The following is a 12,112-nucleotide window of genomic DNA, read 5'->3' on the forward strand; positions in this document are numbered from 1 at the left end:
GGGACCGGCATCGGGTCCAGTATTGGGTCCGGTATCGGTGCCGGCCCGCGCCGCGAGGCGCAGCGGGCCGGCGTCGCCCGGTTGATGGCAGTCCTTACTGGCAGGCTTCGCACTCGTCGAACCCCGGATCGCCCGGGCGCATCGTGCAGACCGCGCCTTCGGCTTCGGGCATCGCCGGGGCCGAGGCGGCAACCTGGTCGATCGACGAGGCCGACACACCGCCGGTGGCAGCACCCGACGACACCGCGTTCAGCGAACCGCGCGACACGGTCGACTTCTCGACGTGCGTGGCCGCGATGGTGCGCAGGTAGTAGGTCGTCTTCAGGCCGCGGATCCAGGCCAGCTTGTAGGTATCGTCCAGCTTCTTGCCCGACGCGCCGGCCATGTAGATGTTCAGCGACTGGGCCTGGTCGATCCACTTCTGGCGGCGGCTGGCGGCCTCCACCAGCCAGGTCGGCTCGACCTCGAACGCGGTCGCGTACAGGTCGCGCAGGTCCTGCGGGATGCGGTCGATGCGGGCCAGCGAGCCGTCGAAGTACTTCAGGTCGGCGACCATCACCTCGTCCCACAGGCCGCGTGCCTTCAGGTCGCGCACCAGGTAGTCATTGACCACCGTGAACTCGCCCGACAGGTTCGACTTGACGTACAGGTTCTGGAAGGTCGGCTCGATGCAGGCCGACACGCCGATGATGTTCGAGATCGTCGCGGTCGGCGCGATCGCGATGCAGTTCGAGTTGCGCATGCCGTGCTGCTTGATGCGCGCGCGCAGCTTGTCCCAATCCATCGTCGACGACTGGTCGACCTCGAGGTAGCCGCCGCGTTCCTCGGCCAGCAGCTTCAGCGAGTCCTGCGGCAGGATGCCGCGATCCCACAGCGAGCCCTCGTAGGTGCTGTAGCGGCCGCGCTCTTCGGCCAGCTCGGTCGAGGCCTGGTAGGCGTAGTAGCAGACCGCCTCCATCGAGGTGTCGGCGAACTGCACCGCGGCGTCGCTGGCATACGGCACGCGCAGCACGTGCAGGCAGTCCTGGAAGCCCATGATGCCCATGCCGACCGGACGGTGGCGCAGGTTCGAATTGCGCGCCTTGTCGACCGCGTAGTAGTTGATGTCGATCACGTTGTCGAGCATGCGCATCGCGGTGCGGATGGTCTTCTCGAGCTTGGCGTGATCGAGCACGTGGCTGCCGTCGGCCTGCTGCTTCAGGTGGGCGACCAGGTTGACCGATCCGAGGTTGCAGACCGCGATCTCGCTGTCGTTGGTGTTCAGCGTGATCTCGGTGCACAGGTTGGAGCTGTGGACCACGCCGACGTGCTGCTGCGGGCTGCGGATGTTGCAGGGATCCTTGAAGGTGATCCACGGATGGCCGGTCTCGAACAGCATGCCCAGCATCTTGCGCCACAGCTGCATCGCCGGGATCTTCTTGAACAGCTTCAGTTCGCCGCGCGCGACCTTCTCCTCGTAGCCGAGGTAGGCCTTCTCGAATTCCTTGCCGACCTTGTCGTGCAGGTCCGGGCAGGTCGACGGCGAGAACAGCGTCCATTCGCCGTTCTCCATCACGCGCTTCATGAACAGGTCCGGAATCCAGTTCGCGGTGTTCATGTCGTGCGTGCGGCGGCGATCGTCGCCGGTGTTCTTGCGCAGCTCAAGGAATTCCTCGATGTCCAAGTGCCACGTCTCCAGGTAGGCGCAGACCGCGCCCTTGCGCTTGCCGCCCTGGTTGACCGCCACGGCGGTGTCGTTGACCACCTTCAGGAACGGCACCACGCCCTGCGACTTGCCGTTGGTGCCCTTGATGTGCGAGCCCAGCGCGCGCACATTGGTCCAGTCGTTGCCCAGGCCCCCGGCGAACTTCGACAGCAGCGCATTCTCCTTCAGGCCCTCGTAGATGCCTTCCAGATCGTCGGAGATCGTGGTCAGGTAGCACGAGGACAGCTGCGAGCGGCGCGTGCCCGAATTGAACAGCGTCGGCGTCGAGGACATGAAGTCGAACGACGACAGCAGGTTGTAGAACTCGATCGCGCGGCCTTCACGGTCCTGCTCGTTCAGCGCCAGGCCCATCGCCACGCGCATGAAGAAGGCCTGCGGCATCTCGATGCGGGTCTCGTCGATGTGCAGGAAGTAGCGGTCGTACAGCGTCTGCAGGCCCAGGTAGTTGAACTGGAAGTCGCGCGAGGCGTCCAGCGCCGCGCCCAGGCGCGCCAGGTCGAAGGTCGCCAGCTTCTCGTCGAGCAGTTCTGCCTCGATGCCGCGGGCGATGAACTTCGGGAAGTAGTCGGCGTAGCGGCTGCCCATCTCGGCCTGGGTCACTTCCTCGCCGAGGATTTCCTTGCGGATGGTGTGCAGCAGGATGCGGGCGGTGACCTGGCTGTAGGCCGGGTCCTTCTCGATCAGCGTGCGGGCGGCGAGGATGGCCGAGTCGTAGACCTGGCTCATCGGCACGCCGTCGTACAGGTTCTTGACCGTCTCCTTCAGGATCGGCTCGGCATCGACGCCCTCGCCCAGACCGGCGCAGGCGGTGTCGATCAGCGCGTGCAGCGCGACCAGGTCCAGCGGGCGGGTCACGCCGCCGTCCGTGACGTTGAAGTTGGCCACAGCCTGCGCCACGCGGGCGACGGCCTGCGCGTTGGCCTGGCCGCGCTCCTGGTTGCGCTTCTCGCGATAGAGCACGTAGGCGCGCGCCACCTCATGCTCGCCCGAGCGCATCAGCGCCAGTTCGACATGATCCTGCACGTCCTCGATATGGAAGGTGCCGCCGTTCGGACGGCTGCGCAGCAGCGCGCGCACCACGTTCTGGGTCAGTTGCTCGACCAGCTCGCGCACACGCGCCGAGGCGGCGCCCTGCCCGCCGTTGACGGCGAGGAAGGCCTTGGTCATGGCCACCGAGATCTTGCTCGGCTCGAAAGCGACCACCGCGCCGTTGCGGCGGATGATCTTGTAATCCTGGTAGTTGCCAGCGGCGTTCGCAGCGGCGGGGCTCGGCTGCGCCACGGCGGCGGAACCGGCCTTGCCGGCGAATTCTTGTTGGGCCGTCTGCATGAAGCACTCCTGTTTTGGTGACCAGTGTTATCAACGACAAAGAGCCCCTGGAAAATGCGCAAAAAGAGACATCCCGCGCGCGGCGATGCCGTGCCGGATTACTGCCTTGCTGCATTCCCGTGGAGGGCTCTTGTGACGTGCCGATCCTGCGGCGCGCGTGCGTTGTCGGCTCCTGGCCGGCTGGAAACGCTTGACGCGCGTGGCGCGAAGGTAACCTGCCGAGCCCGTGGCGAACGCTGCACGCCTAGGTCGGCTCCCCGAAAGCACCACTAGATATAGTGGTCATAACGAAAAGCTGGACTAAGTATAGTGAAATGAATCGCGTTGACCAGTCTTGACAAGCGCGTCCGCGGGCCGGTCCGGCACCGCGCCAGACTCCCGGCTCCCCGCCAGACCAAGCGGCTCAAGGGTTGCGGCGATTTTGTCGGCTGCCGCACCGACGAAAGAATTTTTTTCGATTAGCGCGCCGCTTCCGATAGCCCCGCATCGGCACGGGGTTTTCGGCTAGGCCGCCGCCCCGCCACGGCAGTACGGCAGCATCGCCGGAGCGAGGCCGGCGGCCTGCGCAAAGCGCGGCCAGTCGAAGCATGGACCGGGATCGGTCTTGCGGCCGGGCGCGATATCGCTGTGGCCGGCCACGGCCGCGATCGGATAGGCGCGCACCAGCAGCCGCGTCAGCGCGGCCGCGGTGTCGTACTGGGCCGGCTCGAACGGCAGCGTGTCGCAGCCTTCCAGTTCGATGCCGATCGAGAAGTCGTTGCAGCGCTCGCGCCCGCAGAAGGCCGACTGGCCGGCATGCCAGGCGCGGTCCTCGCACGAGACGAACTGCACCAGCTCGCCGCTGCGCCGCACCAGGAAATGCGCCGACACGCGGACCTGGTGGATGGTGGCGAAGAACGGATGGCGGTCTGGATCGAGCCGGTTCAGGAACAGGGCCTCGATGTCGTCGCTGCCGAACTCGCCGGGCGGCAGGCTGATGTTGTGCACCACCAGCAGATCGACCGGCATGCCGGGCGGCCGCGGATCGAAGTTGGGCGACGGCACCCGGCGGGCGCCATCGACCCAGCCCGCGCCGTCAAGCCGCAGCTTGGGCAGCAGCGGCGCCGTCATGCCGGACCGCCGCGGTCGTCGCGATCGCCGCGGACGCCTTGCCGGTCCTGGGCTTCGGGCAGATGGGCTGCACGGCAGTAGTGCAGGCCCTGGTAGGCGATCGCCTCGCTGCGCGGCAGATGCACGCCGCAATGGGCGCACGGCACCATCGGCTCCTGCGCGCGGCCGTTTGCGTCAGGATGCGCGCCCTGCCGCGGCACGCCCGGGTCTGCCGGCGGGGGTTCGGCCCGGCGCGCACGCACGCGGCTGCCGAGCCACCAGAAAATGGCCAGCAGGATCGCCAGCAACAGGAACAGACGCGCCATCGACAAGGCCTTGCTTCAGAGGCGGTGCAGAATCACTTCGATCACGAAGCGGCTGCCGACATAGGCCAGCAGCAGGATGCAGAAGGAGGCGATGACCCAGCGCAGCGCCACGCGCCCGCGCCAGCCGTAGAACCGCCGGCCGGCCAGGATGCCGGCGAACATCACCCACGAAACCACCGCGAACACCGTCTTGTGGTCGAACCGGAAGACCCGGCCGAACAGCTCCTCGGAGAACAGCAGGCCCGAGGCGATGGTCAGCGTCAGCAGCACGAAGCCGGCCGCGATCAGCCGGAACAGCAGCTTCTCCAGCGTCAGCAGCGGCGGCAGCAAATCGAGCCAGCGGCCCAGCCACCCGACCTGCTGCGCCGAGCCGGCGGCCATCGCCCCGCCCGGCACATGCACGCCGTGGCCGCGATTGAAGCCATGCAGCCGGCGCTCGACCAGCAGCATCAGGAAGGCATGGAAAGCCGCCAGCGTGAACAGGCCGTAGGCCACGTTGGCGATGATGAAATGCAGCTTGAACAGCGGCCGCGCCGCGTAGCCCAGAATCTGCGCGCCCGGGAAGGCGAGCGGCATCAGGCTGGCCAGCATCGCCACCGGGACCACCACCAGGCCCAGGCCCGCCAGCGAGAAGAAGAAGCTTTCGATCCAATAGATACCGACGCCCAGCCACAGCATCGCCGACAGTGCGAAGGCGAAGCCGAACACCATGCGGTCGGCCGGAAAGATGGTTTCATGCAGCAGCATCCCGTGGCTGGCGAGCACCGCCACCATCAGCACATGCCACCAGGCAGGTTGCCCCTGCGCGCTGCCGCCCGGCGCGGGACCCGGCACCAGCACCATCGAGCCGGACTGCCCCCCGAGACTCGGACCGCCGGCCGTGCTGGCCGCCAGCCCGGCATGGCGCGTCGCCCAGCCGTGATAGGCCAGCGCGCAATAGAGGAGTGCCGTCAGGGCATACAGTACAATCGCCATTCGCGCAGTTTACCCTAGCGCCTGTTGCAGTGACCGACGCAGTGACCGACGGCGATGACCGACGGCAGTGACCCGCGGCGGCAAGGCCCGATGGCCACGCCGCGATCCACGCCCCGGCGAATCCGCCCGATTGGTACCCGCGGGCCCCGCCGGCCACGCCCCGGTCGCCGAAACGCACGGTCGCGCACCGTCAATGCAGCCGCGGCGCGCCGCAACCCTACAAAGCCCACCTCCGGATTTCTGCCATGCTGGACAATCTCACTCAACGCCTGGCGCGGGTCGTCAAGACCATGCGCGGCGAGGCACGCCTGACCGAAGCCAATACCGCGGAGATGTTGCGGGAGGTTCGCCTGGCCATGCTGGAGGCCGACGTCGCGCTGCCGGTCGTGCGCGAGTTCGTCGCCCGCGTCAAGGAAAAGGCGCTCGGCGAGGAAGTGGTCGGCAGCCTCACGCCGGGCCAGGCTCTGGTCGGCGTGGTGCAGCGCGAACTGACCAAGGTCATCGGCGGCGAGGAAGCCGTCTCGGCCGATGGCGCGCCGGGCAAGGCGGCCGAGCTGAACCTGGCGGTGCAGCCGCCGGCGATCATCCTGATGGCCGGCCTGCAGGGCGCCGGCAAGACCACCACGGTCGGCAAGCTGGCCAAATGGCTGAAGGAAAACAGGAAGAAGAAGGTGCTGACGGTCTCGTGCGACGTCTACCGCCCCGCCGCGATCGCGCAGCTCAAGACCGTGTCGGAACAGGTCGGCGCGGACTTCTTCCCCTCGCAGCCGGACCAGAAGCCGGTCGATATCGCGCGTGCCGCGGTCGACTGGGCGCGCAAGCACTATCACGACGTGCTGATCGTCGACACCGCCGGCCGCCTGGGTATCGACGAGGCGATGATGCGCGAGATCGCCGCGCTGCACGCCGAGCTCAAGCCGGCCGAAACACTGTTCGTGGTCGACGCGATGCTGGGCCAGGACGCGGTCAACACCGCCAAGGCGTTCAACGACACGCTGCCGCTGACCGGCGTGGTGCTGACCAAGCTCGACGGCGACGCGCGCGGCGGCGCGGCCCTGTCGGTGCGCCACGTGACCGGCCGGCCGATCAAGTTCGTCGGCGTCGGCGAAAAGCTCGACGGCCTCGAAGCCTTCTACCCGGACCGCATGGCCCAGCGCATTCTGGGCATGGGCGACATCCTCGCGCTGGTCGAGGAGGCGCAGCGCGGCGTCGACATGGAAGCGGCCGAGAAGCTGGCCAAGAAGATCAAGAAGACCGGCGGCTTCGACCTCGAGGACTTCAAGGCCCAGATCGGCCAGATGAAGAAGATGGGGGGCCTGGGCAGCCTGGTCGACAAGCTGCCGGCGCAGTTCGCCCAGCAGGCCCAGGGGGCCAATATGGACCAGGCCGAAAAACAGGTGCGCCGCATGGAAGGCATCATCAACAGCATGACGCCGGCCGAGCGCGCCAAGCCCGAACTGATCAAGGCCAGCCGCAAGCGCCGCATCGCCGCGGGCGCCGGCGTGCCGGTGCAGGAAGTGAACCGCCTGCTGAACCAGTTCGATCAGATGCAGAGCATGATGAAGAAGCTCAAGGGCGGCGGCATGGCCAAGATGATGCGCTCGATGGGCGGAATGAAGGGCGGCATGAAGGGCCTGTTCAATCGCTGATCGGCCGCCGAGCGAAGCCTGACCGCGCGACCGACCGCACCGACCGCAACAATCGCATCAATCGCATCACCGACCGCGGCGCCTTGGCCCTTGGCCCGCTGCCGCCGCAAAGAACACCGCCAGATCAGGACCGAACATCATGATGACTGCCGAACAGGCCCGCGAACTGTGGGCCAACTCCGAGGAAATCGTCAGCGCGCAGGCCGTGCAGCAATCGCTGGACCGCATGGCGCGCGAGATCGCCGACAAGATGGGGGACCGCTTCCCGCTGGTGCTGTCGGTGATGGGCGGCGCCGTGGTGTTCACCGGCATGCTGCTGCCCAAGCTCGAATTCCCGCTGGAGTTCGACTACATCCACCTGTCCCGCTACAACAACAAGACCGTCGGTGGCGAGATGCAATGGCGCGTGGCGCCGCGCGATTCGGTCAAGGACCGGACCGTGCTGGTGCTCGACGACATCCTCGACGAGGGCGAGACCATGGCGGCGATCCGCCAGCGCATCATGGACATGGGCGCGCGCGAGTTCTACGCCGCGGTGCTGTGCGAGAAGACGCTGGCGAAAGCCAAGCCGATGCATCCCGACTTCTGCGGCTTTACGGTGCCGGACCGTTATGTGTTCGGTTGCGGCATGGACGCCAAGGGCTACTGGCGCAACCTCGGCACCATCCGCGCGCTGAAGGACTGAGCTGGCGCCGCCGCCGGTGTCGCGCGTGGCCGGACGCGCCTCAGTGTCCGGCCGCCAGGATCGGCCACAGCGAACCGAGCAGCAGCAGGGCCATCGTCACGTTGAACACGCGCAGCACGCGCGGGCGCGCCAGCCAGCGGCGCAGCGAGGCGCCGAACACCGCCCATACCGCCACGCTGGGCAGATTGATGATCGCCGACAGGCCGGCCAGCAGCAGGACGTTGAGCCAGACATTCGGGTGCAGCACATAGGCGCTGCACGCGCCCACCGCCATCACCCACGCCTTCGGATTGACCCACTGGAATGCGGCCGCCTGCAGGAATCCCATCGGCCTGCCGACCTGGCGGTCCTGCACGCCGCCCGCGGTGGCCAGCTTCCAGGCCAGATAGACCAGATAGACGGTGGCCGCCACGCGCAGCACCGGCCAGGTCCATGGCAGGGCCGTGAACAGCGAACCCAGTCCCAGCCCGATCAGCGCGATCATCAGGGCGAAACCGCTGCTGATGCCCAGCAGATGGGGAATGGTGCGAACAAAACCGAAATTGACGCCGGAGGCCAGCACCATCGTGTTGTTCGGTCCGGGCGTGATCGACGATACCAGCACGAAACCGCTGAACGCGGCAAATACGGCAGAGCCTGCCGCCATTTCCGACAGCGCCATGGCAACTCCTGAAGGCAGGGGAAAGCGGCAGTCTAGCGCGGCGACCCTGTACAGTACCGGTACAGATTCACCTGAAAAGCCCGGCACAGTGCTGCTGCCGGTTCGGCACAGATGGGAAGCGGCCGGCGGAAGTCACGCCTGCGAGTTCCACGGCCTGCGTTCCCTCAGCCTTCGCCCCGATACGGCGCTTCCCGCAGCCACTTGGTGGCGATCCACTTCTCGCCCTGCTCGACCGGCAGCCCGGCGTGCAGCGTGCGCTCGTCCAGCGTCCCGTCCTCGCCGAGATAGGCGAAGAACACCGCATTGCCCTTGACCGGATTGACGCGCAAACCCAGCTTCGGGAAGGCAGTCGCGCCGCCGGCGGGGACGTCGTTCAGATAGATCACCAGCGTCGCCATGCGCTGGCCGCCTACTCGCAACTGACGCGCCTCGCCCGGGCGCTGCGGATTGAAGAAGTCGTAGTGCGGCTGGTATTCGGCGCCGGGCTTGTAGTTCAGGATCTGCAGCCCTTCGCCCTGCTCCACCGGGACGCCGGTCACCGCGGCGATGCGCGCCTCCAGCGTTTCGATCAGCGGATGCTCGCCGACCTGGAACATCGCGCCCATGCTGGTGCGCGCATCGATCAGGTTTTCGTCGCCGGTATCGGGATTGACCACCGGCGAGCGCGCCAGCCGGCCGCGCGATAGCGCGATCAGCGCATCGCATTCGTCCGGCATCAGCAGCCGCTGGAACAGCGCGATGCGCGGCGATTCCAGCGCAAACAGTACCGGCACGTCACGGCCGTCGCCGGCGGGCAGGGCGTTGGGAGAACGGATGGGGCAGCCCGCTGCGTCGGCGCGCTGCGCGCTACCTGCGGTGACTTCGGCAGCGGTCTCGGCCTTCGACGTCCGGGACGGCGACGGACCCGACCGCGGGCCGGCTGCACCGGGTCGGGCAGAGACGCCGGCAAACGCGGCCTGCACCGTGGCCCGCGCAAAGGCGGCATCGTAGCCGGACTGGCACATGGAACGCACCAGCGCATCGGCGCCGAAGCCTTGCGCGATATGCCGGGCCAGCCAGCGTTCCAGTTCGGGCGACGAAGTGGCGTAGCCGGTCTTGCCGGCCGCCGGATGCGAGCGGGAAGTCATGACGGATCGGACAGGCGGGTGGGCGGGAACGCAGCGGGGCTGCCGAGGGATCGGGGCGGCAGCAGGCGCGCGGCGGTAACGCTCGCACGGCCGGGGTCGGTTGCGGCAGCCGCCAACGCGCCGTTGGGCTCGGTAGCGCTCGCCACGGTGGCTGCGGCTTCGGCCTCTTGCCAGCGCTTCCACGCGGCCAGCACCGCGTTCGGATAGTCCGCGCGGCCGCGGCTGCCGTTGTAGCGGCCCAGCGCCAGAAACAGATCGCCGGACTCGCGGTCCAGGTAGTGGCGCAGGATGGTACAGCCGTAGCGCAGATTGCTCTGCAGATGGAACAGCTTGCGGGCGTCGCCATCGCCGATGGTGCGCACCCAGAACGGCATCACCTGCATCAGCCCGCGCGCGCCGGCCGTGCTGATCGCGTACTTGCGGAAGTTGCTCTCGACCTGGATCAGGCCGAGCACCAGCGCGGGCTCGAGCCCGGCTCGCCGGGCCTCGTAGTAGACCGTCTCGACGAGCTCGGTGCGGATCGGCGCCTCGGGAATGCGCCGCTCGAGGCGGCGCGACATTTCGGCGACCCAGCGCAGATAGGCCTGCCGCTCGCCGGCGGAGGCGAATACCGGCCGGGCGGGCCGCGCATCGGCGATCGCCGCGGCCAGCGCGCCGCGCACCGCGTCGGCCAGCTGCTCTTCACGCTGGGCGCCGGCGTGCACGGCTGGCGCGGTCAGCAGCAACGCCAGCGCGGACAACAGTACCGAGGCCAGCATCGCCCGCCCCGGCCACCGGCGCGGGCACGGCGCCGCGATGGCGGCGCATCGCGGCGGCTGCATTGCCTCAGTCGGCCAGAAGCTTGCGGACATGCCCGACGATGTCGGCCACTGCCACGCGGCTTGCCTCGGCATCGCGCCGGCCCTGGTACTCGACCTGGCCTTCCTTCAGGCCGCGGTCGCCGACCACCACGCGGTGCGGCACGCCGATCAGCTCCCAGTCGGCGAACATCACGCCCGGGCGCTCGCCGCGGTCGTCCAGGATCGCGTCGACGCCCGCAGCCAGCAGCTCGGCATGGATGCGGTCGGCCTCGGCCTTGACCGCTTCCGAACGGTCGTAGCCGACCGGGCACACCACCACCTGGAACGGCGCGATCGCGTCCGGCCAGATGATGCCGCGCTCGTCGTAGTTCTGTTCGATCGCCGCGCCGACGATACGGGTCACGCCGATGCCGTAGCAGCCCATCTGCATCGGCTGGGTCTTGCCGTTCTCGTCGAGAAAGGTCGCGTTCATCGCCGCCGAATAGCGCGTGCCCAGCATGAACACGTGGCCGACCTCGATGCCGCGGCAGATCGCCAGCCGGCCCTTGCCGTCGGGCGAGGCGTCGCCCGCCACCACGTTGCGCAGGTCCGCCACGAGGGGCTCGGGCAGGTCGCGGCCCCAGTTGACGCCGGTCAGGTGATAGTCGCGCTCGTTGGCGCCGCAGACGAAGTCGCTCATGTTGGCGACGGTGCGGTCGGCCACCACCTTGATCGGCGCCTTCGCACCGATCGGGCCCAGGTAGCCCGGCGGCGTGCCGAAGGTCGCAACGATCTCTGCCTCGGTGGCAAAGCGGAACTCGGCCAGGCCAGGCACCTTGGACGCCTTGATCTCGTTCAGGTCGTGATCGCCGCGCAGCAGCAGCAGCCAGATCTGCGCGGGCTGCCCTTCGGCGCCGTCGGTCGCCAGCACGATCGACTTGACGGTGCGCTCCAGCGGGATGCCAAGCAGCTCGGCGACGTCCTCGCACTTGGCCTTGCCCGGCGTGGGCGTGCGCGTCAGCGCCTCGCGCGCCGGCGCACGCTCGGCCACCAGCGGCAGGGCCTCGGCGGCCTCCATATTGGCCGCGTAGTCCGACTCGGGGCAATAGACGATCGCGTCCTCGCCGGTGTCGGCGATCACGTGGAACTCGTGCGATCCGGAGCCGCCGATCGCGCCGTTGTCGGCCGCCACCGCGCGGAATTCCAGGCCGAAGCGCTGGAAGATGCGGATATAGGCGTCGTACATCTTGCGGTACGAGACCTTCATCGCTTCCTCGTCCCGATCGAAGGAATAAGCGTCCTTCATCGTGAACTCGCGCCCGCGCATGATGCCGAAGCGCGGCCGGCGCTCGTCGCGGAACTTGGTCTGGATCTGGTACAGGTTCAGCGGCAGCTGCTTGTAGCTGCGGATCTCGGTGCGGACGATGTCGGTGACCACCTCTTCCGAGGTCGGCTGCAGCACGAAGTCGCGCTCATGGCGGTCCTTCAGGCGCAGCAGCTCGGCGCCCATCTTGTCCCAGCGGCCGGTCTCCTGCCACAGCTCGGCCGGCTGCACGAACGGCATCAGCAGTTCGACGGCGCCGGCGCGGTTCATCTCCTCGCGGACGATCTGCTCGATCTTGCGGATCACGCGCATGCCGACTGGCATATAGCTATAGATGCCGGCACCCAGCTTCTTGATCATGCCGGCGCGCATCATTAGCTTGTGCGAGACGATCTCGGCGTCGGCGGGGGCTTCCTTGAGAGTGGAAATGAAGAATTGCGAAGCTTTCATCCGTGGCTTTCGG

The 12,112-nt window shown here is 67.9% G+C and carries 10 protein-coding genes; 2 read left to right on the forward strand and 8 right to left on the reverse strand.

Annotated features, from left to right (window positions below):
* Positions 1-94 precede the first annotated feature (94 nt).
* The 4 genes from HTY53_RS01555 to HTY53_RS01570 form a co-directional block, all read right to left on the reverse strand.
* Entirely contained in the window at positions 95-3,034 is a 2,940-nt protein-coding gene (locus HTY53_RS01555; RefSeq protein WP_174104613.1) for a ribonucleoside-diphosphate reductase subunit alpha, read from the reverse strand.
* Positions 3,035-3,538: 504 nt separating this feature from the next.
* Positions 3,539-4,144, reverse strand: a complete 606-nt coding sequence (ampD, locus tag HTY53_RS01560) for a 1,6-anhydro-N-acetylmuramyl-L-alanine amidase AmpD (protein WP_174104614.1) — start codon at positions 4,142-4,144, stop codon at positions 3,539-3,541.
* The gene (locus HTY53_RS01565) at positions 4,141-4,449 is read right to left on the reverse strand and encodes a PP0621 family protein (RefSeq protein ID WP_174104615.1); all 309 of its coding nucleotides are present in this window, start codon (positions 4,447-4,449) and stop codon (positions 4,141-4,143) included. Before HTY53_RS01565 ends, ampD begins: the two co-directional genes overlap by 4 nt.
* 15 nt (positions 4,450-4,464) lie before the next feature.
* On the reverse strand, positions 4,465-5,424 hold the full coding sequence (locus tag HTY53_RS01570) for a cytochrome C assembly family protein (RefSeq protein ID WP_174104616.1): 960 nt from the start codon (positions 5,422-5,424) through the stop codon (positions 4,465-4,467).
* 245 nt (positions 5,425-5,669) lie between these two features.
* Between HTY53_RS01570 and ffh the strand changes: the two genes are divergently transcribed.
* Positions 5,670-7,073, forward strand: coding sequence for a signal recognition particle protein (gene ffh, locus HTY53_RS01575; RefSeq protein ID WP_174104617.1), 1,404 nt, complete (start codon positions 5,670-5,672; stop codon positions 7,071-7,073).
* A gap of 139 nt (positions 7,074-7,212) precedes the next feature.
* Positions 7,213-7,758, forward strand: a complete 546-nt coding sequence (locus tag HTY53_RS01580; protein ID WP_174104618.1) for a hypoxanthine-guanine phosphoribosyltransferase — start codon at positions 7,213-7,215, stop codon at positions 7,756-7,758.
* Positions 7,759-7,798: 40 nt separating this feature from the next.
* Here the strand turns inward: HTY53_RS01580 and HTY53_RS01585 are convergent, their stop codons facing one another.
* The 4 genes from HTY53_RS01585 to HTY53_RS01600 form a co-directional block, all read right to left on the reverse strand.
* On the reverse strand, positions 7,799-8,419 hold the full coding sequence (locus tag HTY53_RS01585) for a LysE family translocator (protein WP_174104619.1): 621 nt from the start codon (positions 8,417-8,419) through the stop codon (positions 7,799-7,801).
* A gap of 164 nt (positions 8,420-8,583) precedes the next feature.
* Entirely contained in the window at positions 8,584-9,546 is a 963-nt protein-coding gene (locus tag HTY53_RS01590; RefSeq protein ID WP_174104620.1) for a 2OG-Fe(II) oxygenase, read from the reverse strand.
* Positions 9,543-10,304: a transglycosylase SLT domain-containing protein gene (locus tag HTY53_RS01595; protein ID WP_174104621.1), complete on the reverse strand. Its 762-nt coding sequence runs from the start codon at positions 10,302-10,304 to the stop codon at positions 9,543-9,545. The genes HTY53_RS01590 and HTY53_RS01595 overlap by 4 nt, the downstream gene beginning before the upstream one ends.
* Positions 10,305-10,371: 67 nt before the next feature.
* Positions 10,372-12,099, reverse strand: a complete 1,728-nt coding sequence (locus HTY53_RS01600) for a proline--tRNA ligase (RefSeq protein ID WP_174104622.1) — start codon at positions 12,097-12,099, stop codon at positions 10,372-10,374.
* Between the last annotated feature and the right edge of the window lie 13 nt (positions 12,100-12,112).

Source organism: Cupriavidus gilardii (assembly GCF_013314895.1).
Classification (GTDB): domain Bacteria; phylum Pseudomonadota; class Gammaproteobacteria; order Burkholderiales; family Burkholderiaceae; genus Cupriavidus; species Cupriavidus gilardii_C.

What these genes read in the sequence shown, in the direction of transcription:
- ffh (WP_174104617.1), top strand. Translation starts at nt 5,670, where the DNA reads ATGCTGGACAATCTCACTCAACGCCTGGCGCGGGTCGTCAAGACCATG.
- HTY53_RS01570 (WP_174104616.1), bottom strand. Translation starts at nt 5,424, where the DNA reads ATGGCGATTGTACTGTATGCCCTGACGGCACTCCTCTATTGCGCGCTG.
- HTY53_RS01600 (WP_174104622.1), bottom strand. Translation starts at nt 12,099, where the DNA reads ATGAAAGCTTCGCAATTCTTCATTTCCACTCTCAAGGAAGCCCCCGCC.
- HTY53_RS01580 (WP_174104618.1), top strand. Translation starts at nt 7,213, where the DNA reads ATGATGACTGCCGAACAGGCCCGCGAACTGTGGGCCAACTCCGAGGAA.
- HTY53_RS01595 (WP_174104621.1), bottom strand. Translation starts at nt 10,304, where the DNA reads ATGCTGGCCTCGGTACTGTTGTCCGCGCTGGCGTTGCTGCTGACCGCG.
- HTY53_RS01565 (WP_174104615.1), bottom strand. Translation starts at nt 4,449, where the DNA reads ATGGCGCGTCTGTTCCTGTTGCTGGCGATCCTGCTGGCCATTTTCTGG.
- HTY53_RS01585 (WP_174104619.1), bottom strand. Translation starts at nt 8,419, where the DNA reads ATGGCGCTGTCGGAAATGGCGGCAGGCTCTGCCGTATTTGCCGCGTTC.
- HTY53_RS01590 (WP_174104620.1), bottom strand. Translation starts at nt 9,546, where the DNA reads ATGACTTCCCGCTCGCATCCGGCGGCCGGCAAGACCGGCTACGCCACT.
- HTY53_RS01555 (WP_174104613.1), bottom strand. Translation starts at nt 3,034, where the DNA reads ATGCAGACGGCCCAACAAGAATTCGCCGGCAAGGCCGGTTCCGCCGCC.
- ampD (WP_174104614.1), bottom strand. Translation starts at nt 4,144, where the DNA reads ATGACGGCGCCGCTGCTGCCCAAGCTGCGGCTTGACGGCGCGGGCTGG.